Source organism: Pseudomonas sp. FBCC-B1667 (assembly GCF_059133255.1).
Genome location: NZ_CP101437.1, coordinates 3,757,630 through 3,779,956, shown reverse-complemented (window position 1 = coordinate 3,779,956; position 22,327 = coordinate 3,757,630). Strand labels below are relative to the sequence as shown.

The following is a 22,327-nucleotide window of genomic DNA, read 5'->3' as shown; positions in this document are numbered from 1 at the left end:
GCACAATGTTTACTGATACACCGCCTTCGCGAGCGAGCCCGCTCCCACACTAGATCTCTGTCATTCAAGGAGTTCAGGGCGGTTGCGGAATTGTTCCAGCGCCTCGGGATTGGCCAGGGCGTCGGTGTTCTTCACCGTTTGCCCATGCACCACATTCCTCACGGCCAGCTCGACAATTTTGCCGCTGATGGTCCGTGGAATGTCAGTCACCGCGAGAATCTTCGCCGGCACATGCCGTGGCGTGGTGTTGGCGCGGATGACCTGGCGGATCTGCTGCTGCAAGGCTTCATCCAGTTCGACGCCGTCCTGCAGCTTCACGAACAGCACCACCCGCACGTCATCCTGCCATTGTTGACCAATGGACACGCTGTCCAACACCTGCTGGACCTTCTCCACCTGACGGTAGATTTCCGCCGTGCCGATGCGCACGCCGCCGGGGTTGAGCACCGCGTCCGAGCGGCCGTGGATCATCATTGCACCGTGTGGCATTTGCTCGGCGTAATCGCCTTGAGCCCAGACACCGGGGAACTGGCTGAAATACGACGCGTGCAGCTTTTCCTGCCGAGGGTCATTCCAGAAACCGATGGGCATGGCCGGGAAGTGGCGCGTACACACCAACTCACCTTTTTCACCCATTACCGGTTGACCCTTGTCGTTCCAGACTTCGACCGCCATGCCCAGGCTCTTGCCCTGTATTTCGCCACGACGCACCGGTTGAAACGGGTTGCCGTTCACAAAGCACGAAACGACGTCCGTGCCGCCGGACATCGACGCCAGGCAAACGTCTGGTTTCAGGTCGCGGTACACATAGTCGTAACTCTGGGGCGATAGCGCGGAACCGGTGCACAGCAGGGTTTTCAGGCTGCTTAGGTCATGGCTTAGCCGCGGCTTCACGGCGTTGCTTTCCAGGGTCGCAAGGAACTTCGGGCTGGTGCCGAAGACGCTGATCTGTTCATCTTCAATCAGGTCAATCAAGCGTTCCGGGGCTGGATGGAACGGCGAGCCGTCGTACATCACTATGGCACTGCCCACGGCGAGGGCCGAGACCAGCCAGTTCCACATCATCCAGCCGCAGGTGGTGTAGTAGAACAAACGGTCGCCAGCGCCGAGATCGCAATGCAGCCCATGTTCCTTGACGTGTTGCAGCAACACGCCGCCGGTGCTGTGGATGATGCATTTCGGCACGCCGGTGGTACCGCTGGAGTAGAGGATGTACAGCGGATGCGCGAAAGGCACAGGGACGAAATCCGGCTCGCCGCCGATGTCGTAGAAATCATCCCAAAGTGTCACGTTGGCCCGGGTGTGGAAATGCTCGATGTGTACCTGTGGCCGGGCATAAGGCACCACGATCAACTGCTGCAAGGACGGCAGGCGTTCGAGAATGTCATTGACCTTGGCGGTCTGGTCGATGTCCTTGCCGGCGTAGCGGTATCCGGCGCAGGTGATCAGCACTTTCGGTTCGATCTGGCCGAAACGGTCGATGACGCCCTGGGTGCCGAAGTCCGGCGAGGAACAGGACCAGATCGCCCCCAGACTGGTGGTGCCGAGCATGGCCACCAGGGTTTGCCAGGTGTTAGGCATGCACGCGGCGACACGGTCGCCGAGGCCGACGCCGGCAGCGATCAGGCTGTGCTGGAACCCGGCGACATGCTCGGCGAGTTCGGCCCAGGTCAAGTGTTCACGCTGGCCGTTCTCGCCAATGGCAATCACCGCGACGGCATCGTCGCGCCGGCGTAACAGGTGTTCGGCAAAGTTCAGGGTGGCACCGGGAAACCACTGAGCGCTGGGCATTTGTGCGCCCTCGATCAATACCGCGTCCGGTTGATCGTGGAAGCGGATGTCGAAGAAATCGACAACGGCCTGCCAGAAGTCTTCGCGCTGATCGATGGACCATTGGTGCAGGGCCGGGTAGTCGTCGACGTGGACGTGATGGCGCTGATTGATGGAACGCCGGAAGGCTTCCATGCGCGTCTTGGCGATGCGCTCGGCACTGGGTTGCCAGAGGATGTCGGACATGGCTTGGCCTCTTGTTCTAGCTTCAGATCCAATCGCGGGCAAGCCACGCTCCCACAGGTAAGCGCGATCTAATGTGGGAGCGTGGCTTGCCCGCGATGAACGATAACGCGGTCTGGCGAGGGACTACTGCGCCAACCACCCACCATCAATGTTCCACGCCGCACCACGCACCTGGCTACCGGCCTCGCTGCACAAAAACAGCACCAGTTCACCCAGTTGCGGCGGGGTGACGAATTCCAGTGACGGCTGCTTTTCGGCGAGCAAATCATGCTGCGCCTGCTGCGGATCGATGCCGGTCGCAGCGCGGTCATCGATTTGCTTCTGCACCAACGGGGTCAACACCCAGCCCGGGCAGATCGCGTTGCACGTCACGTGCGTCGTCGCGGTTTCCAAGCCCACCACCTTGGTCAAGCCGATCACCCCATGCTTGGCCGCCACGTACGCAGCTTTACCCACCGAGCCCACCTGACCGTGCACCGAGGCAATGTTGATGATTCGCCCCCAATTTTTCGCACGCATGCGCGGCAGGCACAGGCGGGTGCTGTGAAACACCGACGACAGGTTGATCGCGATGATCGAGTCCCAGCGCTCCACCGGAAACTCTTCCACCGACGCCACGTGCTGGATGCCGGCGTTGTTGACCAGAATGTCGATGCCACCGAACTCACGTTCGGCATAGGCAATCATCTCAGTGATCTGCGCCGGGTCACTGACGTCGGCCGGATGATGACCGACCTTGCCGCCGAACTGCTGGACCTCGGCAATCACCTTGGAAGCATCGCCGAAACCATTAAGCACCACGTTGGCACCGGCCTTGGCCAGGCTGAGCGCAATGCCCAGGCCGATGCCGCTGGTGGAACCGGTGACCAGTGCGGTCTTGCCCGTAAGAGTCGTCATGAATACCTCACACAATGCCAGTGGCGTAGAAAGTGCCGATGACCACGAAGACCGCCAGGGTCTTGATCAGCGTAATACAGAAAATGTCTTTATAGGCTTCGCGATGCGTCAAGCCTGTGACCGCGAGCAGGGTAATCACTGCGCCGTTGTGCGGCAGCGTGTCCATACCGCCGCTGGCCATCGCGGCTACGCGGTGCAGCACTTCCAGCGGAATGTCGGCCGCATGGGCCGCCGCGATGAAGTCATTGGCCATGGCCGCCAGCGCGATGCTCATGCCGCCCGACGCAGAACCGGTGATGCCCGCGAGCAAGGTCACGGTAATGGCTTCGTTAACCAGCGGGTTCGGGATGCTCTTGAGCCAGTCAGCCAGGACCAGGAAGCCTGGCAACGAGGCGATCACTGCGCCAAAGCCGTATTCCGAGGCCGTGTTCATCGCCGCGAGCAACGCGCCACTGACTGCACTTTTACTGCCTTCGGCGAGTTTGCTGCGAATCGCCTGGAAGCCAAATACCAGCACCATGACGATGCCCACCAACAGTGCCGCCTGAACCGCCCAGATCGCCGTCAGTTTGGCGATTTCAGTGGTGACGGGTGTGGCCATACCCGGCAGCGCAAGGCTGTGGGTCTTGCCGTACCACTGCGGAATCCATTGGGTGAACAGCAGGTTCATGACCCCCACGGCCAGCAGCGGCGACAGGGCGATCCATGGGTTAGGCAGTTTGATGTCGGCGGAGGTTTCCGGTTCGTTGCGCAACTCGGTGCCGTAGCCTTCGCCGGCGCGCTGTGCCTTGTTGCGTTGCCGCTGAAGAAACAGCATGCCGGCGCAAAACACGAAGATCGCGCCGATCACGCCCAGCCACGGTGCCGCCCAGGCAGTGGTGTTGAAGAAGGTGCTGGGAATGATGTTCTGGATCTGCGGGGTGCCGGGCAGGGCGTCCATGGTGAACGAGAACGCGCCGAGGGCGATGGTCGCCGGGATCAAGCGCTTGGGGATGTTGCTCTGGCGGAACATTTCGGCGGCAAACGGGTAGACCGCGAAGACCACTACAAACAACGACACGCCGCCGTAAGTGAGCAGGGCGCAGACTAGCACGATAACCAGCATGGCTTGACGCGTGCCAAGCAGGCGAATGGCGGCGGCGACAATGGATCGGGAGAAGCCCGACAGCTCGATCAGCTTGCCGAACACCGCGCCGAGCAGGAACACCGGGAAATACAGTTTGATGAAGCCGACCATTTTCTCCATGAACACCCCGGTGAAGGCAGGGGCGACGGCAGAAGGGTCGGTGAGCAGGACGGCACCGAGGGCGGCAATCGGGGCGAAAAGGATAACGCTGTAGCCACGGTAAGCAGCCAGCATCAACAGCGCGAGGGCTGCCAAGGCAATGATCACACTCATGGTGTGTCTCCTGGATTGTTATTTTTGTAGGGTAGGTCTTTTGCGGGAAAGGGCTTTAGCGAGATTCGTGCCAGATAGTTATATCGTTGAAATATAAGGATATTTGTTTTGTTTTGATGCGTGTTTGAGAGGAGTGTCTCTTGTTTGAGACTTTCTTTCTCTGACAGGGCCTCTTCACAAACAGGCTCTCGCCCGCCGAAGACCGCATTCTCATGGGTAATTCGGTCAAGCTGTGGGCGCGAGCGTGCTCGCGAAGGCGTGTCTACCCATGGAGAATCGAGTCTCGCTATGTAGACTCTGCAATCCCCAACGCCACCATCTTCTTGTACAGCGTCGACCGCCCCAGTCCCAGTCGCACCGCCGCTTCCATCACCTTGCCCCCACATTGCGCGAGGGTAGATTCAATCAGCTGCCGGTCAAACCGCTCCCGAGCCTGGCTAAACGTCTCGTGCGCAACCGGCTCCATCATCAGCGGTGTCGAGCGTTCCACTGGCGTGAAGGTGCCAATCGCCGCACGGATCTCGCCGGCATCCAGCACAAGGTCATCACTGAGCAACGCCGCCCGCTCAAGGACGTTACGCAGTTCGCGAATGTTCCCCGGCCACGCATGCTGGCCCAGAAACTCCAGCGCCTCGCGGTTCAGTTCATGCTGACTGCGCAGCTCCTCAAGAATCGCTTCACTGAGCGCCGGCAGGTCGTCGAGACGATCACGCAGCGGCGGCACGTGGATCGGCAGCACGTTGAGGCGGTAATACAAGTCCGCGCGAAACTCACCGCGTTTGATCGCCGCTTCGAGGTCGGTCGAGGTGGCTGCAATCACCCGAACATCGCTCTGGACTAGTTCATTGGAGCCGACCGGCTCGAATTCCTTTTCCTGCAAAACCCGCAGCAATTTGCTTTGCAGCGGCAGCGGCATGTCGCCGATTTCATCGAGAAACAAGGTGCCGCCCTGAGCAATTTGCAGCTTGCCGGCGCGGCCCTTGCGGTCGGCGCCGGTAAACGCGCCGGGGGCGGTGCCAAAAAACTCCGCTTCCAGCAACGATTCTGGAATCGCCGCGCTGTTGATACTGACGAAGGCTTTGTGCGCCCGCGGCGAAGCACTGTGGATTGCCTGGGCCAGCAGTTCCTTGCCGGTGCCGGTTTCGCCGAGCAACAACACGGGTGACTCGGCGCTGGCGCTGCGCCGGGCACGTCGTTTGACTTCCAGGCTGGCCGCGCTGGTTCCAATAAAGTGGGCGAAGTTGTACTTGGTCTGGCGTGCCCGTAGCAGCGAGCGGGTCGACGCCAGTTCCTCTTGCATGCTCATGTAGCGCTTGAGCATCGGGGACAGGCTGCGCAATTCGTCGAACAGCGCAAAACCTATCGCGCCGATGACCACGCCGACGTCGTCATGAATCGGTAGGCGCATGACCACCAGCGGCTCTTTGGGGGTGTCTTGCATGTCGAGCAAAATCGGGCGTCCGGTACGCACCACTTCACGCAGCAGACTGCCGGGGATAACGCTTTCGCAGGCTTTACCGATCGCTACTTCAGCCGACTCCAGGCCGAAACGCCGGGCATAACGCTCGTTCATCCAGACGATGTTGGCATCGCGGTCGACAATCACCGTGCCTTCGCTGGACTGCTCGATGATCTCGAACAGCGAGCGGATCGCCAGCAGGCGGACACGCTGGTAATCCTTGAGGCTTTCGGTGGTGTTCATGGTGGTCTTGTCCAAAATGTTTGGTGTCTGGGCGGGCCTCTTCGCGAGCAAACCCGCTCCCACATTAGACCGCGATCCCAGGTGGGAGCGGGCTTGCTCGCGAAGGCCGCGACTCGGTCTTGCGACTACCGTGCATGCGCCGCCGCCAACAGCTCTTTGGTGTACGGATGCTGAGGCGATTCAAACACCTCATGGCTGGCACCGCTTTCCACCACTTTGCCATCCTTGATCACGATCATGTCGTGAGCCAGGGCGCGCACCACTGCCAGGTCGTGGCTGATGAACAAATAGGTCAGGCCGTGTTTTTCCTGAAGCTGGCGGAGCAGGGCGACCACTTGTTTTTGTACGGTGCGGTCCAGCGCCGAAGTCGGTTCGTCCAGCAGGATCAGCGCCGGTTTCAGCACCAAGGCCCGGGCGATGGCGATGCGCTGACGTTGGCCGCCGGAAAATTCGTGCGGGTAACGATGACGGCTTTGCGGGTCGAGGCCGACTTCCTCCAGCGCCCGAATCACTTCGGCCTTGCACTGTTCATCGGTCAACTGGCTGTGTACCTCAAGGCCCTCGCTGATGATCTGAGCCACCGACATTCGGGGGCTGAGGCTGCCATAAGGATCCTGGAACACCACCTGCATCTTCTTGCGCCATGGCCGCAGTTGTTTTTGCGTCAGGCCATCCAGTGCAGCGCCTTGAAAGCGGATGCTTCCTTGGGAATCAAGTAAACGCAGGATTGCCTGACCGAGCGTCGATTTGCCCGAGCCGGACTCGCCGACGATACCCAGCGTCTTGCCGCGCTGAATGTTGAGGCTGATGCCGTCCACGGCGTTGAGGTACGTCTTGCGCTGAAACAAGCCGCCGCCGAGGGGGAATTGCACGCGCAGGTTGTCCACTTCCAGCACGTTCTCGCGCTCGTCGCGGGGCAAGGCTTCGCCCTCCGGTTCGGCGTTCAACAGCACGCGGCTATAAGGGTGCTTCGGCTCGGTGAAAATTGTTTCGCAGGTGGCTTGCTCGACGATTTCCCCGGCCTTCATCACACACACGCGCTGGGCAATGCTGCGCACCAGATTGAGGTCATGGCTGATCAGCAGCAGTGACATGCCGAGCCGTTGTTGCAGGGATTTGAGCAGGATCAGAATCTTGCGCTGCACCGTGACGTCCAACGCGGTGGTCGGTTCGTCGGCGATCAACAGTTCCGGCTCACAGGCCAAGGCCATTGCGATCATCACGCGCTGACGTTGGCCGCCCGAGAGCTGATGCGGATAGGCTTTGAGCCGCTCTTTAGGCTTCTGGATGCCGACCAGGTGCAACAACTCAAGAATCCGCGCCTGGGCCGCTTTGCCGGTCAGGCCTTTGTGCAGCAGCAGGGTTTCGCCGATCTGCTTTTCGATGCTGTGCAGCGGATTGAGCGAGGTCATCGGCTCCTGAAAAATCATCGCGATCCGGTTACCGCGCAATTCACGCAGTACAGTGGCCGGAGCACCGAGCAGTTCCTTGCCGCGATAACGGATGCTGCCGGTGGATTCGGTGCGGATTTCCGGGAGCAATTGCAGGATCGAATGCGCCGTCACCGATTTCCCGGACCCGGATTCGCCGACCAGCGCCAGGCATTCGCCAGGGCGGATGTCCAGGCACAGGTTTCGTACCACGATTTCACCGCTGAAGGCGACGCTGAGGTCACGAATTTCGATCAGGGGGGTACTCATATCAACCGTCCGCGTCAGGATCTCGGATCGAAAGCATCACGTAATGCCTCGCCGATAAACACCAGTAAAGAAAGGATTAGTGCCAGGGTGAAAAATGCCGTCAGCCCGAGCCATGGCGCTTGCAAGTTCTGCTTGCCCTGACCGATCAGTTCGCCGAGGGATGCGCTGCCGGCGGGCATGCCGAAACCGAGGAAGTCGAGTGCCGTCAGGGTGGTAATCGCCCCGGTCAGAATGAACGGCAGGTAACTCAATGTCGCGTTCATCGCGTTGGGCAGAATGTGCCGCACAATCACTTTGCTATCTGACAGACCCAGCGCTCGGGCGGCTTTAACGTACTCCAGGTTACGCCCGCGCAGGAACTCGGCGCGCACCACGTCGACCAGCGCCAGCCAGGTAAACAGCGCCATCATCCCCAGCAGCCACCAGAAATTCGGCTCGACGAACCCGGACAGGATGATCAGCAGGTACAGCACCGGCAAGCCGGACCAGACTTCCAGCAAGCGCTGGCCGATCAGGTCGACCCAGCCGCCGTAATAGCCTTGAAGGGCGCCAGCGGCAATGCCGATCAGGGCGCTGACAAAGGTCAGCATCAACGCAAACAGGATCGACACCCGCGCACCAAAAATCACTCGGGCCAATACGTCCCGGGCCTGATCGTCGGTGCCCAGCCAATTCACATTGGAGGGAGGGCTCGGTGCAGGTTTGTTGAGGTCATAGTTGGGCGTGTCGTCGCTGAACGGGATGGGCGGGAACAGCATCCAGCCGCCGTCCTTTTTAATCAGCTTCTGCACATAATCGCTGCGGTAATCCGCCTGAAATGGCAATTGCCCGCCGAATGCCTGCTCGGTGTAGCGTTTAAACACCGGAAAATACAACTGGTCCTGATAGCTGACCACCAGCGGCTTGTCGTTGGCGATCAACTCGCCACCCAGGGTGAGCACAAACAGACCAATGAACAACCACAGCGACCACCAGCCCCGGCGGTTTTTCTTGAAGCGTTCGAAACGGCGACGGCCCAACGGCGAGAGCTTGAACATCAGGCATTCCTCGCCGCGAAGTCGATACGCGGGTCGACCAGGGTGTAGCAGAGGTCGCCGACGAGTTTTATCAGCAGGCCGAACAACGTGAAGATAAACAGCGAGCCGAATACCACCGGATAGTCGCGCGAGACGGCGGCTTCATAGCTCATACGGCCGAGGCCATCGAGGGAGAAAATCACTTCGATCAGCAAGGAGCCGGCGAAAAACACGCTGATAAATGCCTGAGGAATGCCCGACACCACCAGCAACATCGCATTGCGGAACACATGCCCATACAGCACCCGGCGTTCGCTCATGCCTTTGGCCCGGGCGGTGATCACGTATTGGCGGGTGATTTCGTTGAGGAACGAGTTTTTGGTAAGGATGGTCAGGGTGGCGAAACCGCCAATCACCAGCGACGTCACCGGCAACACCAGGTGCCAGAAGTAGTCGGCAATTTTGCCCACGGTGGACAGCGAGTCGAAGTTGTCCGAGACCAGCCCGCGCACCGGGAACCAGTTCAACGAGGTGCCGCCGGCAAAAACCACGATCAGGAACATCGCGAACAGGAACGCCGGCATGGCGTAGCCGATGATGATCGCGGTGCTGCTCCAGATATCGAAATGGCTGCCGTGGTGCACGGCTTTGCGGATGCCCAAGGGGATCGACACCAGGTAGGTGATCAAGGTCGCCCATAATCCGAGGGAAATGGTCACCGGCATTTTTTCCAGAATCAGGTCGGTGACCGTGGCGCCACGGAAGAAGCTCTTGCCGAAGTCGAGCCGGGCGTAACTGGTGAGCATTAGCCACAGGCGTTCGTGGGCGGGTTTGTCGAAGCCGTATTGTTTTTCGATGTCCTTGATCAGTTGCGGGTCCAGGCCTCGGCTGGCGCGCGAGGTGCCGTGCATGGTTTCGCCCGACCCGCCACCGATCGCCGCGCCGCCGATGCCTTGCAGGTGCGCAATGGCCTGTTCCACCGGACCGCCTGGTGCCGCCTGGACGATGACGAAGTTGACCAACAGAATGATCACCAGCGTCGGGATGATCAGCAGCAAGCGCCGCAGTATATAAGCCCACATCAGTGTGGCCCTCCGGGTCTGCCGCGGCTGATTTGCTCAGCGGTCATTTGCTGGTTGGTCAGTGGCGTAGTACTTATTTCCCACCAACTCTCGATGGCTTCGTCATTGCTGGCCTGCTCGTTGGGCCGACCGAAGCGGTTCCACCAGACTGTCGAGGTGCCCGGCGGGTAATAATTGGGAATCCAGTAGTAGTTCCATTGCAGCACCCGGTCGAGCGCGTGGGCGTAACGCAGCATCTCAGGCTGGGTGGTGGCGCGGACCACGCCGTTGATCAGGGTATCGACCGCCGGATTCTTCAGCACCATATAGTTGTTGGCGCCGGGGTCGTTGGCCGAGATCGAGCCGAAGTAGTTGAACAGTTCGCCGCCCGGTGAGGTGGTGACCGGGTAGCCGGTGACGATCATGTCGTAGTCGCGGCTCATCAGGCGATTAACGTACTGGGACGAATCGATGCGGCGTATGTTCAGGTCGATGCCGATTTGTTTCAGGGTGCGCTTGTAGGGCAACAGCAGTCGGTCCATGCCGTTCTGACTGACCAGGAAAGTAAAGCTCAGCGGTTCACCCTCGTCATTGACCAGTTGATCGCCATCGGGTTTCCAGCCGGCCTGTTCAAGCAGGTCCAGCGCTTGCAACTGCTTGTCGCGGATCACACCGCTGCCATCGGTTTTCGGTGCTTCGAAGACCTGGGTAAATACCTCGTCGGGGATCTGCCCGCGCAACGGTTCAAGAATCGCCCGCTCTGCCGCATCGGGCAGGTGCCGCGCCGCCAGGTCAGTGTTGGAAAAGTAGCTCTGCTGGCGGATGTACATGTCGCGCATCATCTGCCGGTTGCTCCATTCGAAATCCCAGAGCATGGCCAGCGCCTGGCGCACCCGGCGGTCCTGGAAAATCGGGTTCTGCAGGTTGAAGACAAACCCTTGGGCTGGCTGCGGTGCATCTTGCGCCAGATGCGCCTTTTGCAGGCGACCGTCGCTCAAGGCCGGGCTGTCGTAACCGATGGAGTAGCCGGTGGCGGAGAACTCGCGGTTGTAGTCGTAAGCGCCGCCACGCAACACTTGACGGGCGACGTCGGTGTCGCCGAAGTACTCGATGCTGAAATGATCGAAGTTGTAGAGGCCGCGGCTGACCGGTAAATCCTTGCCCCACCAATTGGCGTCGCGCTCGAAGGTGATGCTGCGACCGGAATCGACTTTGCCTACCTTATAAGGACCGCTACCCAAAGGGGCCTCGTACCCGCCACCGTTGGCGAAGTCGCGGGTCTTCCACCAATGCTCGGGAAACACCGGCAGCGTCGCGATGTCGAGGGGCAGGGTGCGGTTCTCGTTGCTTTTGAAATCGAACCGGACGACCAGTGGCGATTCAACTTCCACGCCTTTGACGTCAGCGAATTGGGTGCGATAGCGCAGGCTGCCCTGGGTCATCAGCAGGTCGTAGGTAAAACGCACGTCTTCGGCGGTGATCGGCGTGCCGTCGGCAAAGCGTGCCTTGGGGTTGAGATAGAACCGCAGGAACAGACCGTCGTCCGGGCGCTCCATCTTTTGTGCGACGAGGCCGTACACGGTGTACGGCTCATCCAGCGAGCGCTGGGCCAGCGGCGAGTACAGCAAACCGTCGATTTGCGTGACGCCAATGCCCTTGTCGATGTACGGCAGGATATGGTCGAAATGACCGATTTCGATCGCCGAGCGGCGCATCGTGCCACCTTTCGGGGCCTGCGGGTTGGTGTAGGCAAAATGACTGAAACCGGCGGGATACTTCGCAGGTTCGCCGTACACGGTCAATGCATGTTGCGGTGCGGCATTCACACCGGCGGCGCCCAATAGCAGTGCCACGGCAGTGAACAATAAAGAGGGGAAAGCCAGTCGCATTGTCAGCCTTAGAGCCGGAGGATCGAAAAGCACAATTTGTACGCTAGCGGCGCGTCCCTCGCCAGCCTAATAGCGTATTCGAAACACAACGGCCCACCAAAAGGCGGGCCGTTATGGGTAAAGCCTGGCGGATCGATCAGTCCTGACGACTGGTCACTTCCAGCAAGTGATACCCGAACTGGGTTTTCACTGGGCCTTGTACGACGTTGATTGGAGCGCTGAACACCACGGTGTCGAATTCCTTGACCATCTGACCAGGACCGAACGAACCCAGGTCGCCGCCTTGACGGCTGGACGGGCAAGTGGAATTGGCTTTGGCAATTTCGGCGAAATCAGCGCCGCCTTCGATCTGAGCCTTGAGTTCGTTACATTTTTCTTCCGAGGCAACCAGGATGTGACGGGCAGTGGCTTTAGCCATGGGAAATTCTCCTTTCAATATTCAGTAAAGTGCGGAGCCTACCGGATTCAGTGGCCTATTTCTCGTCAAAGTTACGGACAGATTATAGGCCTGCGTTTCTCAGGCGCTCGGCATGCTGCACATACAACGCCACGGGATCCATGGCGTTGCGGTTCAGGCCGCCGATATGACCGAGGCTGCTCAGGTGATCCAGCGGATAGTCGGAGCGGATGACTTTTCCCAGGTGGGAGCTGTAGCGGCCGACCAAACCGTCATTCTGCTCCGCTTCCGTGGTGAAGTAGTGGGAGAAGGCACTGAGGAATCCGTGCAATGGATCGAGCGCTTTCACGCCCTCGTCGAGAAGGGTTCCCTGTAATGTGCCGCTCCAGGAGTAATAACGCACGCCGTTAACCACCTCTCGGCCCTTGCCGCCCCAGGTCTTCGGCAACCCTTGAGGGTATTTGTCGTTGAAAGCCCCTACGCCTTCGGTTGTCAACGCGTTGAGCGCGGCGACAGCGTTCTGCGGTAAGTGCGGGTTGCCGCTGAGTAGCGACACAAAATCGGCAAACAGCGTCGCCACTGTCGCCGCGATATGTTCTGGAAGACGGCCGGGCGTCAACGCCTTGCGCAGAAAGTCGGCCAGTTCCGAGCCGTGGTTTGGGCCGCTGACCGATGTCACCGAAGCTACCGCATGGGGTGCTATCGCTGCCGCATAGCGTGCCACCAATGCCCCCTGGCTATGACCGATCAGGTTGACCTTGCTGGCGCCGGTTCCTTCCAGCACCCGTTCGATCTGTGCCAACAACTGTTCGCCACGTGCTTCGTTGCTATGGGTAGCCGAGAGGTGCGGGATGAACACCCTGGCGCCCGCACTTCGCAGTGACTGCTTGACGCTATGAAAGAGTTCAATTGTGCCGATGCGATCGAAGCCGAAGAGCCCGTGGATCAGCAGGATAGGGTGCTGGGTGGTTGCATTCCGTAGCATGTTCATTCCTTTTTCGCGATCGTTCAGAGGTGTGCAGATGGGCTCACTCTAAAGCACCCCGGCGTTTGGGCGGTGTATGAGGAATCCGCTGTAAGCTGATGAAAAAGGTATAGAAAGTGTAGGAAAGTTCGAAAGTGGTTGAGGTCTTGTTCGGAATGTTTCGACATCTTTTGATCTGTAACAGCGCGTTTGCCTGCGATGGCCTACTCAGGAATCGGCTTTAGCTGTCAGTGATGTCGTGTTTCCGCTACAACTCAATCTGTAGCAGCGGGCTTCGCCAGCTGCTACAGGATTGCGCTAGCTTTGTTTATTGATGCTGCGCTCGAAGCCGGTCGGCTGCCTGGCGCAACAACTGTTCTGTCCCGTTCCAGCCTAGACAGCCATCGGTCACCGAGACGCCGTAGCGCAATGTTGGACTCAAGGGCTGGCAACCTTCGAACAAATGACTCTCGATCATCATCCCAATCAGCGAACGGTCACCTTGCAGGCGCTGTTCCAGTACGTCATTGAACACCGCTGGTTGCCGCGCCGGTTCTTTGCCGCTGTTGGCGTGGCTGCAGTCGACCATGATTCGCGCCGGGATCTTGAGTCGGGTCAAATCGCGGTTCACCTGGCCGACGCTGTCGCGATCGTAGTTCGGCCCTTGATGTCCTCCGCGCAACACCAGATGCGTATCGGGATTGCCAGGCGTCTGGATGATTGCCGGATGCCCCTGGCTATCAACACCGAAATGTCGGTGCGGATGGGCGGCCGAACGCATGGCGTCGCTGGCCACGGTCACGCCGCCATCAGTGCCGTTCTTGAATCCGACCGGCATGCCCAGGCCGCTGGCCATTTCCCGGTGGATCTGTGATTCGGTGGTTCGCGCACCAATCGCCACCCAGCTCAGCAGGTCATCGAAGTAGCCAGCGGCCATGGGTTGCAGCAGTTCGGTGGCAATCGGCAAGCCAAGGCGGAGCATTTCGCGCATCAGCTCGCGTGACAACGTCAAGCCGCCAGCCATGTCATCGCTGCCATCAAGGTGCGGGTCGTAGGCCAGGCCTTTCCAGCCGACCGTGGTGCGTGGTTTTTCGACGTAGGCGCGCATCACTAGCAGCATTTCATCGCTGACGTCGTTGGCGAGCCGGGCAAGGTTGGTTGCGTATTCGAGAGCAGACTGCGGGTCATGAATCGAGCAAGGGCCGACGATCACCAGCAAACGGGAGTCGTCACCGTTGAGGATCGCGCGGACCGCGTCGCGGTGGTCGGCGACTTGCCGGGTCAGGGTATTGGTGAGCGGCAGTTGCTGCTTGAGTTGCAATGAGCTGGGCAGACGCAGGGTCAGTGCTTCATTGGCAGGGCTCAAGGTGGACAGCGGCAGAGCAGAGACGGACGAGTTCATGGCATGGCTTCCTGGGCTGGCGGCGGGTTCGTTCCCGCGCGCCCGGCCCTACTGGGGTGTTCGACAATTGGCCGGATTGGCTGCGTGGGTGTGCTTGCCACCTGTGGGTGACCGATCGGAGGCGGCAGGCTGTCCCGAGCGGAGGCTGCTAAATCGCCAGGCAGTGAAACTGTCGTAACGGTAATAAGTGGCGTAGTTCATGTCGTGAATCCTCAAAGTGTCTGGTGTGTCGCAAAAGTGTTCGGGGCTGAAAAAACAAAACCCCCGGTCGGGAGGCCGACCGGGGGTTTGGAAAACTCTGGCGGCGACCCGTTTAAAGTGGGCGCCGTGTGGGTATCAGGCGCGCCAGTGGCTAAACCAATACCCAAAATAAAAGCTGACCGAAGCACAGACGTCATTCACTCGCGCAGCCGCCACCGAACGCTGAGCGCTGGCAGTTGGAAGCTGTGAGAGGGGGTTGAGCATGGTCTGTCTCCGATGGATGCGCCGAGCTTACTAGAGGCCGGTGCGCGGTTTCAATCAGAAAATGCTATCGATTGCCGACGGCGTTTTCTATCGCTTGAGTGTGCGCTGCTTTATGACACACTTTGTGTTTTACCCATCCTCCAACGTCACAAGGACTCAACATGACGCGATTGAACATTGCTGCCGCTCAATCGATCTCGGTCCCGGGTGATCTGGCCGTCAACATGGTCATGCATCAACGTTTCATGCGGATTGCCGCGGAGCAGGGCGTTCAGTTGCTGGTTTTTCCGGAACTGTCGCTGACCGGGTATGAGCGGGGCTTGGCAGCTGAATTGGCCATCGCGCCGGATGCCGAGGTGTTGCAGCCGTTGCGTGATTTCGCTCGGGAAGTCTGTGTCACCAGTGTGGTCGGCATGCCCATTCGGCTGTCGGACGATTCGCCGGTGTTGATTGGTGCGCTGGTGTTGGGTACCGATGGTTCACTCGGGGTCTACAGCAAACAGCATCTGCACCCCGGCGAGGAAGTGGCGTTTGCGCCGGGCACAGGTGGCTCGATGTTGACGATCGGTGACGATACCGTCGCGCTGGCGGTGTGTGCTGATTTTTCTCACGCCAGTCATGCTGCCGCTGCCGCGGAGCAGGGCGCCGACCTCTACGCTGCCGGTGTGCTGATCACGGAAAACGGCTATGCCCCGGACACGGCGCTCCTGCAAGGTTATGCCGGCACGCATTCAATGACGGTGCTCATGGCCAACCACGGCGGTGCGACTGGAGGCTGGGAGTCAGCAGGACGCAGTGCCATCTGGGCGTCGGACGGTTCGCTGATTGCTGCGGCGTCGGGTCAGGGGAATGTAATGGTGGTGGCTCGCCGCGAGGCGAGTGGCTGGTACGGCACTGTTGTTGACGTTGGGGAGGCTTGAATGAGTTTCGAATGGCGCCTGGCGTCATCCGCCGATCTAGACTTCGCCCGAAAACTGACCTGTGACAACATGCTGCGCTATTACATTCAGCACGATCACCTTTGGCTGGATGAGGCGTTTGATGTCGCCTGGGCAGGGCGTGAGAGCCGCATGATTGTGCGCGATGAGGTGGTATTGGGTTTTGTCAGCCTGAGTCGCGGTGCGAATGCCTTGTACATCCGCGAACTGCATGTGCTCGAAGCGTTTCAGGGGCAGGGCGCAGGTAGTTGGGTGATCGATCAAGTCTTCGCGCTGGCGTGCAAGGAACGGCGCCCGGCGTTACGGCTTACCGTTTTCGAAAATAATCCGGCAAAAAAGCTTTACGAACGAAAAGGGCTGGAGGTGGTCGGTCAGGATGAGTGTTTCTTGAGAATGCAGCGTGATATCTACAGGCTTCATCGCTGAAACGCGCTGGCGACAAGCCTTTCAAGATGTATTGATACTTTTTATATGACGCTTGCTGCTAGGTCTGCCAGTTGCTTTTTGCTAAGGTGTCCGGCAACCCAATAAGACCAATTCGCGAGGTGTCTGCTTGATTAGGGTGCTAGTAGTCGATGACCATGATCTCGTTCGTACAGGCATTACACGAATGCTGGCTGACATCGATGGTCTGCAAGTAGTCGGCCAGGCTGAATCAGGGGAAGAATCACTGCTGAAAGCGCGTGAGTTGAAACCCGATGTGGTGTTGATGGACGTCAAGATGCCCGGTATCGGCGGTCTTGAGGCCACGCGCAAACTGTTGCGCAGTCATCCGGATATCAAAGTTGTCGCGGTCACCGTCTGTGAGGAAGATCCGTTTCCGACGCGGTTGCTGCAGGCCGGTGCCGCCGGTTACCTGACCAAGGGCGCAGGGCTGCCGGAAATGGTCCAGGCGATTCGCCTGGTGTTTGCCGGTCAACGCTACATCAGCCCGCAGATTGCCCAGCAACTGGCGATCAAGTCTTTCCAGCCAACCAACGATTCGCCCTTCGATGCATTGTCCGAACGCGAGATTCAGATCGCGTTGATGATTGTCGGCTGCCAGAAGGTCCAGATCATTTCCGACAAGCTTTGCCTGTCGCCCAAAACGGTCAACACTTACCGCTACCGCATTTTCGAGAAGCTTTCGATCAGCAGTGATGTCGAGCTGACGTTGTTGGCGGTTCGTCACGGCATGGTCGATGCAAACCTCTGACATGACTGAAGTCTTCGATCCAAGCGCTTTTCTGTCGACGGTCAGTGGACGTCCCGGTGTATATCGCATGTTCGATAGCGATGCGCGCCTGTTGTATGTCGGCAAAGCCAAAAACCTGAAAAGTCGCCTGTCGAGCTACTTCCGTAAATCCGGTCTGGCGCCCAAGACGGCGGCGCTGGTGGCGCGTATCGCTCAGGTCGAAACCACCATCACGGCCAACGAAACCGAAGCCCTGCTACTTGAGCAGACGCTGATCAAGGAATGGCGCCCGCCGTACAACATCCTGCTGCGCGATGACAAATCGTACCCCTACGTCTTTCTCTCGGATGGCCAGTTCCCGCGCTTGAGCATTCATCGCGGTGCGAAGAAGGCCAAGGGCAAATACTTTGGTCCGTACCCGAGCGCCGGGGCTATTCGCGAAAGCCTGAGCCTTCTGCAAAAGACCTTTTTTGTCCGTCAGTGCGAAGACAGCTATTACAAAAACCGCACGCGACCTTGCCTGCAATACCAGATCAAACGATGCAAGGCGCCGTGCGTGGGGTTGGTCGAGCCCGAGGTGTATGCCGAAGACGTGCGCCACTCGGTGATGTTCCTTGAGGGGCGCAGCAATGCGCTGACGGACGAGTTGTCTGCGGGCATGGAAGAGGCGGCGATCAACCTCGAATTCGAGCGCGCCGCCGAGTTGCGCGACCAGATCTCCTTGCTGCGTCGAGTCCAGGACCAGCAAAGCATGGAAGGTGGCACCGGCGATATCGACGTGATCGCCGCGTTCGTCAATCCGGGCGGTGCATGCGTTCACTTGATCAGCGTGCGCGGCGGCCGGGTATTGGGCAGCAAGAACTTCTTCCCGCAAACAGGTATCGACGAAGACGTTTCCGAAGTCATGGCCGCGTTCCTCGGCCAATACTTCATCACCAGCCCCGAGCGCGATTTGCCGAGTGAGCTGATCGTCAACGTGGTTCATGAAGACTTCCCGGCGCTGATTGAAGCCATCGATGCCCTGCGCGGGCGTGAACTGACCATCAGTCATCGGGTGCGTGGCACGCGAGCGCGCTGGCAGCAACTGGCGGTCACCAACGCCGAGCAGGCCTTGAGCGCGCGCCTGGCGAACCGTCAGCACGTCGCGGCACGTTTCGACGCGCTGGCGGAAGTCTTGAACCTGGACGAGCCACCGCAGCGTCTGGAGTGTTACGACATCAGCCATTCCAGCGGCGAAGCCACCGTGGCGTCTTGCGTGGTGTTTGGCCCGGAAGGCCCGATCAAATCCGATTATCGCCGCTACAACATCGAAGGCGTGACGGCGGGGGATGACTACGCCGCGATGCATCAGGCCCTGACCCGCCGCTTCAGCAAGTTGAAGGACGGTGAGGGCAAGCTGCCGGATATTCTGTTGGTGGACGGTGGCAAAGGTCAGTTGTCCATGGCCCGCGACGTGCTCAATGAGCTGGCGGTGCCGGACCTGATTCTGTTGGGCGTGGCCAAAGGGGCGACGCGCAAGGCCGGCTTCGAAACCTTGTACCTCAACGACGCGGCCCATGAATTCACGTTGCGCGGCGATTCCCCCGCGCTGCATTTGATTCAGCAAATACGCGACGAAGCTCACCGTTTCGCCATTACCGGGCACCGCGCTCGCCGTGGCAAAACCCGCCGCACGTCCACGCTTGAGGGCGTCGCCGGCGTCGGGCCGACGCGGCGTCGCGATTTATTGAAACATTTTGGTGGATTGCAGGAGCTGTCTCGTGCCAGCATCGAAGAGATCGCCAAAGCACCCGGGATCAGTAAAAAGCTCGCAGAGTTGATTTATGCAAATCTGCACAGCGAGTAGAATGCCAACTCACCTCGTAGCCAGTTGTGCCGATGAATATCCCTAATCTGATTACCGTTCTACGCGTCCTGCTCATCCCGATCTTCATTTTGCTGTTTTACCTGCCTTACCAATGGAGCTACGTGGCCTCCGCCTCGGTCTTCGCATTTGCTGCTGCCACAGACTGGCTGGACGGTTATCTGGCGCGACGCCTGGAGCAAAGTACTCCGTTCGGGGCGTTTCTCGATCCCGTGGCTGACAAGCTGATGGTCGCTGTCGCACTGGTCTTGCTGGTGCAAGAACACGGCAACCTGTGGCTCACGCTGCCGGCCGCTGTCATCATCGGTCGCGAAATTGTCGTCTCGGCATTACGCGAATGGATGGCCGAACTCGGTGCCCGTGCTCACGTCGCGGTATCGAACCTGGGCAAATGGAAAACCGCCGCGCAAATGCTCGCGCTGGTGATCCTGCTGGCCAATCCGTCAGACTTTAGCTTCTGGGTCTTGATCGGTTATGCCTTGTTGCTTGTGTCTGCGGGCCTGACATTGTGGTCCATGGTCCAGTACTTGCGGGCCGCCTGGCCACATCTGAAGACCGACGTTGAAAAGAAATAAAACTTTTTTGAATCAAGGGGTTGACGGGGCTTCTGGATTCTATAGAATGCGCCACACCAAGACGCGGGAATAGCTCAGTTGGTAGAGCACGACCTTGCCAAGGTCGGGGTCGCGAGTTCGAGTCTCGTTTCCCGCTCCAAGTTTGAACACATTTGTTGTTGTGCTACTGACAGCAAATGTTTGAGGCCGAGTAGCAAAATGGTTATGCAGTGGATTGCAAATCCACCTACGCCGGTTCGATTCCGACCTCGGCCTCCACTATAAACAAGCTCCGTAGATCTATGATTTACGGAGTTTTTTTATGTCCGCAGCCCTGCAAGATTTTGTCTTGAAAAGGTCAACTGCGAACTTGCTTCACCGAGGCGGGGTGTATATATTTCCCCCTCTGTTGCACAAGCGTCAGAACTGCCAGGTCGTCATTTGTCAGTCTTCAGACTGCTTCACCGCGCTACCGCCCGAATGGCGAAACTGGTAGACGCATGGGACTTAAAATCCCCCGCTCGTAAGGGCGTGCCGGTTCGATTCCGGCTTCGGGCACCATTTAAAATCAAGGGCTTGCGTGAGGTTTCTCAGGCTGGCCCTTGTTGTTTTTAGGGCCGCAATTCTGAGTTAGGGCCGCAACTCACCTTGTCGGGGTGACTTTTTTACCCTTCCTTTCGCGGATGTATTGCTCTGTCATGACGACAGTTGTGTGCCCGAGCTGATCCCTAGCTTGCATAATGTCGCCGCTCGACTCGGCTTTGTCGGTGCCTGCTTTGGCGCGCAGATCACGTAGTTGGAAGGCTGATTTCGCAACTCCAGCCGCTTCCCTTGCGATATCGAACCGGCCCCGCAACATCGCCACCGACATCGGTGTACCGTCCTCAGTCACGATCAACCGCGTCGACCTGACCTTGTGCGACGCCTTCCTAGCCATGATTCGGCTGATCAATATCTTCAGTTCGCCAATGACCTCGATGCGGCGTTTTGCCTTGGTCTTCCCCTGGGTCACCCAGATTTGACCGTCGCGCACGTCCCGCTCGTCCATCAACCGGGTATCTGTCACGCGCTGGCCGGTCAAGTAGGCGAGGTCCATGGCGTCTTTAAGACCGACGTCAGCGGCGTCATAGACGCTCTTGAACAACGAGTCCTCGATATAGATATCCTTTCGCCCTGTCTCCTTGTTGCCTTTGATTCCCGCGCAGGGGTTCGCCAGCGCGGTGTAGCCTTTGTCCCTGGCGAAATTCCAGATGGCGCTTAAAAGTGCTTTCTCGCGATTGGCTCGGACAGGGGCGGACTTGCGCCAAGTCAGATACTGGCGGACGTGCAGCGGCTGGATTGATTCCAGAGGGGCAGGGGGATCGTCGAAGAACTCCATAAGTTTTTTGAGTTCCCGCAAATTGTCTTTCTGTGTTGCGTCTCCCTTGGTGGGAATCATTTCAATTGAGTAACGTTCGCCAACATATCGGAATGTAATCACCTTTTGTACCAAGGCGGTCGCCGTTCGGTCCCGTTCTAGTTCGGCGTATTTCATTATCGCAAGACCGTAATCCGGCCCTAAGTTAATTTCCTTGCGCGGCTTCCCGCCGATGTCGTAGTAGTAATAAATCTTGCCGTTATTTTTCCTGCGTTTGCGTAACCTGGTAATCGAGTCGGGCTTGCTGGGGCGTCTTCCCATATCAACCTGCCTTCCTTGGTTTCCAGGACTGTATTTCTAATTCATTGGACATTGGCCCGATCCCGATAACTGCGGCCGTTGTGACACTTGGCCAGCCGTTTCTTTTTATCGAGTGCCGAATCCCGTTTTTAATCAAATTGCTGATTTGCCCAGCTTTAGTGCGAGCGTCGGTGAGCTCGCACACTTCTTTGTGACTCAGAAATTCTATTGAGCTCATGGAGGCTCCATGCCGCCCGATGGCGGCAGAAGGGGGGGAAGTTACAGAGTCAGTTCGTGGCCGAACGGCACGCGGAAGCCGGAGGCATTGCGGTGACCGCCACCACCGTACTGTTTGGCAATCTCGGACACGTCGAGGCCTTCGTCGGTGCTGCGCAGGCTGAAGCTTCGGCCATCTGGCGTGTCCCAGTAGCAGGCGGCGAATGGCTCGCCCTGCGCCATGAGGAGGCCGGCATCGCTTGTTAGGGTGTACGGCAGGCTGGCTGCTGGCACGTCGTGGCCACTGATCACTAGGCGGCGCTTAGTGACTGCCACTAACTCGGCAACATCCTTGTGATGCTTTCGTTCGATCGCTACGCCGTCTGATCGCAGCGTTTCAACATCAGCGGCCATCAGTCGGTCCCATACTTCGAAGTCGTAGGGGTAGCTGAAGAGACTGGCTTGGATTTCCCTGGTGCCGTCCAGCTTGAACAGCCACAAATCCCGGTCTTCGATGTGGCGCAGGAGCTGAGGTGGCTCCTTGTCAGGAAAGAAATGATCCCATGCCAGCATAGCGCCGCTGCGGTTCATGTCGAAACAGCAGGCAATGGATGGGGCATTTTGCAGACTCATGAAGTCATGCGCAGTCTGCCAGCCAAGCAGCATGGATCCGTCATCCGCGCGGCCGTCGATTTCAATTCCGGCATGGAAAGGCGGAAAGCGGGAAAGGTCTTCGGCGGCACTTTTGTGATGGTCCAGCACGATGATGCTGTGGGCTTTCCAGCTCATGCAGGCCAGTACGTCGTACTTGTAGCTGAAGTCGACGAGGACTACGTCCTTGTCGGTTACGTCCGGCGGCTCTTTACCGTAAATGCCAGGGATGAACTCGACATCGGCGCCGAGCGCCTGCCGAACAACCCAGGCCGCGCCGAAGCCATCAGCGCAGTTGCCGTGATAGATACACATCGTTTTTCGTTGAATCATGGACATTGCAACTCCTCGCCCGCCGATCGTCG

The 22,327-nt window shown here is 58.8% G+C and carries 19 protein-coding genes and 3 tRNA genes; 8 read left to right on the top strand and 14 right to left on the bottom strand.

Annotated features, from left to right (window positions below; translation table 11 throughout):
- Nucleotides 1–60 precede the first annotated feature (60 nt).
- The 11 genes from NL116_RS17355 to NL116_RS17305 all read right to left on the bottom strand — a co-directional run bounded on the left by NL116_RS17355 (nucleotide 61) and on the right by NL116_RS17305 (nucleotide 14,443).
- Nucleotides 61–2,016, bottom strand: a complete 1,956-nt coding sequence (locus NL116_RS17355; RefSeq protein WP_494373255.1) for an acetoacetate--CoA ligase — start codon at nucleotides 2,014–2,016, stop codon at nucleotides 61–63.
- A 123-nt stretch (nucleotides 2,017–2,139) separates the two neighbouring features.
- Entirely contained in the window at nucleotides 2,140–2,913 is a 774-nt protein-coding gene (hbdH, locus tag NL116_RS17350; protein WP_494373254.1) for a 3-hydroxybutyrate dehydrogenase, read from the bottom strand.
- 7 nt (nucleotides 2,914–2,920) lie between these two features.
- Complete coding sequence (locus NL116_RS17345) at nucleotides 2,921–4,312, bottom strand: GntP family permease (protein WP_494373253.1); 1,392 nt, start codon at nucleotides 4,310–4,312, stop codon at nucleotides 2,921–2,923.
- A 286-nt stretch (nucleotides 4,313–4,598) separates the two neighbouring features.
- On the bottom strand, nucleotides 4,599–6,014 hold the full coding sequence (locus NL116_RS17340) for a sigma-54 interaction domain-containing protein (RefSeq protein ID WP_494373252.1): 1,416 nt from the start codon (nucleotides 6,012–6,014) through the stop codon (nucleotides 4,599–4,601).
- Between the two features lie 125 nt (nucleotides 6,015–6,139).
- Nucleotides 6,140–7,714 carry an ABC transporter ATP-binding protein gene (locus NL116_RS17335; RefSeq protein WP_494373251.1) on the bottom strand — a complete coding sequence of 525 codons (1,575 nt, stop codon included), beginning with the start codon at nucleotides 7,712–7,714 and terminating at the stop codon, nucleotides 6,140–6,142.
- Between the two features lie 14 nt (nucleotides 7,715–7,728).
- Entirely contained in the window at nucleotides 7,729–8,751 is a 1,023-nt protein-coding gene (locus NL116_RS17330; RefSeq protein ID WP_494373250.1) for an ABC transporter permease, read from the bottom strand.
- On the bottom strand, nucleotides 8,751–9,812 hold the full coding sequence (locus tag NL116_RS17325) for a microcin C ABC transporter permease YejB (protein WP_123431829.1): 1,062 nt from the start codon (nucleotides 9,810–9,812) through the stop codon (nucleotides 8,751–8,753). The genes NL116_RS17330 and NL116_RS17325 overlap by 1 nt, the downstream gene beginning before the upstream one ends.
- Nucleotides 9,812–11,680: an extracellular solute-binding protein gene (locus NL116_RS17320; RefSeq protein ID WP_494373249.1), complete on the bottom strand. Its 1,869-nt coding sequence runs from the start codon at nucleotides 11,678–11,680 to the stop codon at nucleotides 9,812–9,814. The genes NL116_RS17325 and NL116_RS17320 overlap by 1 nt, the downstream gene beginning before the upstream one ends.
- Before the next feature lie 136 nt (nucleotides 11,681–11,816).
- Nucleotides 11,817–12,098 (bottom strand): peptidylprolyl isomerase, encoded by a 282-nt coding sequence (locus NL116_RS17315; protein WP_494373248.1) that lies wholly within the window; start codon nucleotides 12,096–12,098, stop codon nucleotides 11,817–11,819.
- Between the two features lie 82 nt (nucleotides 12,099–12,180).
- Complete coding sequence (locus NL116_RS17310; RefSeq protein WP_494373247.1) at nucleotides 12,181–13,062, bottom strand: esterase/lipase family protein; 882 nt, start codon at nucleotides 13,060–13,062, stop codon at nucleotides 12,181–12,183.
- A gap of 307 nt (nucleotides 13,063–13,369) precedes the next feature.
- Nucleotides 13,370–14,443 carry a 3-deoxy-7-phosphoheptulonate synthase gene (locus NL116_RS17305; protein WP_494373246.1) on the bottom strand — a complete coding sequence of 358 codons (1,074 nt, stop codon included), beginning with the start codon at nucleotides 14,441–14,443 and terminating at the stop codon, nucleotides 13,370–13,372.
- Nucleotides 14,444–15,069: 626 nt separating this feature from the next.
- Between NL116_RS17305 and NL116_RS17300 the strand changes: the two genes are divergently transcribed.
- The 8 genes from NL116_RS17300 (at nucleotide 15,070) to NL116_RS17265 (ending at nucleotide 19,999) form a co-directional block, all read left to right on the top strand.
- Nucleotides 15,070–15,828: a carbon-nitrogen hydrolase family protein gene (locus tag NL116_RS17300; RefSeq protein WP_494373245.1), complete on the top strand. Its 759-nt coding sequence runs from the start codon at nucleotides 15,070–15,072 to the stop codon at nucleotides 15,826–15,828.
- Nucleotides 15,829–16,272 carry a GNAT family N-acetyltransferase gene (locus NL116_RS17295; RefSeq protein ID WP_494373244.1) on the top strand — a complete coding sequence of 148 codons (444 nt, stop codon included), beginning with the start codon at nucleotides 15,829–15,831 and terminating at the stop codon, nucleotides 16,270–16,272.
- 127 nt (nucleotides 16,273–16,399) lie between these two features.
- Nucleotides 16,400–17,041 carry a response regulator transcription factor GacA gene (gene gacA, locus NL116_RS17290; RefSeq protein WP_082356623.1) on the top strand — a complete coding sequence of 214 codons (642 nt, stop codon included), beginning with the start codon at nucleotides 16,400–16,402 and terminating at the stop codon, nucleotides 17,039–17,041.
- Nucleotide 17,042: 1 nt separating this feature from the next.
- Nucleotides 17,043–18,866 carry an excinuclease ABC subunit UvrC gene (uvrC, locus tag NL116_RS17285; RefSeq protein ID WP_494378081.1) on the top strand — a complete coding sequence of 608 codons (1,824 nt, stop codon included), beginning with the start codon at nucleotides 17,043–17,045 and terminating at the stop codon, nucleotides 18,864–18,866.
- A gap of 32 nt (nucleotides 18,867–18,898) precedes the next feature.
- Complete coding sequence (pgsA, locus tag NL116_RS17280) at nucleotides 18,899–19,459, top strand: CDP-diacylglycerol--glycerol-3-phosphate 3-phosphatidyltransferase (protein WP_027923802.1); 561 nt, start codon at nucleotides 18,899–18,901, stop codon at nucleotides 19,457–19,459.
- Between the two features lie 63 nt (nucleotides 19,460–19,522).
- Nucleotides 19,523–19,598 (top strand) — tRNA-Gly (locus NL116_RS17275).
- 45 nt (nucleotides 19,599–19,643) lie between these two features.
- A tRNA-Cys gene (locus NL116_RS17270) sits at nucleotides 19,644–19,717 on the top strand.
- A 195-nt stretch (nucleotides 19,718–19,912) separates the two neighbouring features.
- Nucleotides 19,913–19,999 (top strand) — tRNA-Leu (locus NL116_RS17265).
- 82 nt (nucleotides 20,000–20,081) lie between these two features.
- Here NL116_RS17265 and NL116_RS17260 read toward each other — a convergent pair.
- Genes NL116_RS17260 through NL116_RS17250 form a run of 3 tightly spaced genes read right to left on the bottom strand, consistent with a single transcriptional unit; the run spans nucleotide 20,082 to nucleotide 22,301 of the window.
- The gene (locus NL116_RS17260) at nucleotides 20,082–21,116 is read right to left on the bottom strand and encodes a tyrosine-type recombinase/integrase (protein ID WP_494373243.1); all 1,035 of its coding nucleotides are present in this window, start codon (nucleotides 21,114–21,116) and stop codon (nucleotides 20,082–20,084) included.
- 1 nt (nucleotide 21,117) lies between these two features.
- Complete coding sequence (locus tag NL116_RS17255; protein WP_494373242.1) at nucleotides 21,118–21,333, bottom strand: DUF4224 domain-containing protein; 216 nt, start codon at nucleotides 21,331–21,333, stop codon at nucleotides 21,118–21,120.
- A gap of 41 nt (nucleotides 21,334–21,374) precedes the next feature.
- Nucleotides 21,375–22,301: a phosphohydrolase gene (locus NL116_RS17250; RefSeq protein WP_494373241.1), complete on the bottom strand. Its 927-nt coding sequence runs from the start codon at nucleotides 22,299–22,301 to the stop codon at nucleotides 21,375–21,377.
- Nucleotides 22,302–22,327 lie beyond the last annotated feature (26 nt).

Bases quoted from the DNA above. Each gene is read 5' to 3' on its own strand.
- NL116_RS17330 (WP_494373250.1), bottom strand. From the start codon at position 8,751: ATGTTCAAGCTCTCGCCGTTGGGCCGTCGCCGTTTCGAACGCTTCAAG.
- NL116_RS17250 (WP_494373241.1), bottom strand. From the start codon at position 22,301: ATGTCCATGATTCAACGAAAAACGATGTGTATCTATCACGGCAACTGC.
- NL116_RS17305 (WP_494373246.1), bottom strand. From the start codon at position 14,443: ATGAACTCGTCCGTCTCTGCTCTGCCGCTGTCCACCTTGAGCCCTGCC.
- NL116_RS17325 (WP_123431829.1), bottom strand. From the start codon at position 9,812: ATGTGGGCTTATATACTGCGGCGCTTGCTGCTGATCATCCCGACGCTG.
- NL116_RS17340 (WP_494373252.1), bottom strand. From the start codon at position 6,014: ATGAACACCACCGAAAGCCTCAAGGATTACCAGCGTGTCCGCCTGCTG.
- NL116_RS17345 (WP_494373253.1), bottom strand. From the start codon at position 4,312: ATGAGTGTGATCATTGCCTTGGCAGCCCTCGCGCTGTTGATGCTGGCT.
- NL116_RS17300 (WP_494373245.1), top strand. From the start codon at position 15,070: ATGACGCGATTGAACATTGCTGCCGCTCAATCGATCTCGGTCCCGGGT.
- hbdH (WP_494373254.1), bottom strand. From the start codon at position 2,913: ATGACGACTCTTACGGGCAAGACCGCACTGGTCACCGGTTCCACCAGC.
- pgsA (WP_027923802.1), top strand. From the start codon at position 18,899: ATGAATATCCCTAATCTGATTACCGTTCTACGCGTCCTGCTCATCCCG.
- NL116_RS17295 (WP_494373244.1), top strand. From the start codon at position 15,829: ATGAGTTTCGAATGGCGCCTGGCGTCATCCGCCGATCTAGACTTCGCC.
- uvrC (WP_494378081.1), top strand. From the start codon at position 17,043: ATGACTGAAGTCTTCGATCCAAGCGCTTTTCTGTCGACGGTCAGTGGA.
- NL116_RS17335 (WP_494373251.1), bottom strand. From the start codon at position 7,714: ATGAGTACCCCCCTGATCGAAATTCGTGACCTCAGCGTCGCCTTCAGC.
- NL116_RS17255 (WP_494373242.1), bottom strand. From the start codon at position 21,333: ATGAGCTCAATAGAATTTCTGAGTCACAAAGAAGTGTGCGAGCTCACC.
- NL116_RS17315 (WP_494373248.1), bottom strand. From the start codon at position 12,098: ATGGCTAAAGCCACTGCCCGTCACATCCTGGTTGCCTCGGAAGAAAAA.
- NL116_RS17260 (WP_494373243.1), bottom strand. From the start codon at position 21,116: ATGGGAAGACGCCCCAGCAAGCCCGACTCGATTACCAGGTTACGCAAA.
- NL116_RS17355 (WP_494373255.1), bottom strand. From the start codon at position 2,016: ATGTCCGACATCCTCTGGCAACCCAGTGCCGAGCGCATCGCCAAGACG.
- NL116_RS17320 (WP_494373249.1), bottom strand. From the start codon at position 11,680: ATGCGACTGGCTTTCCCCTCTTTATTGTTCACTGCCGTGGCACTGCTA.
- NL116_RS17310 (WP_494373247.1), bottom strand. From the start codon at position 13,062: ATGCTACGGAATGCAACCACCCAGCACCCTATCCTGCTGATCCACGGG.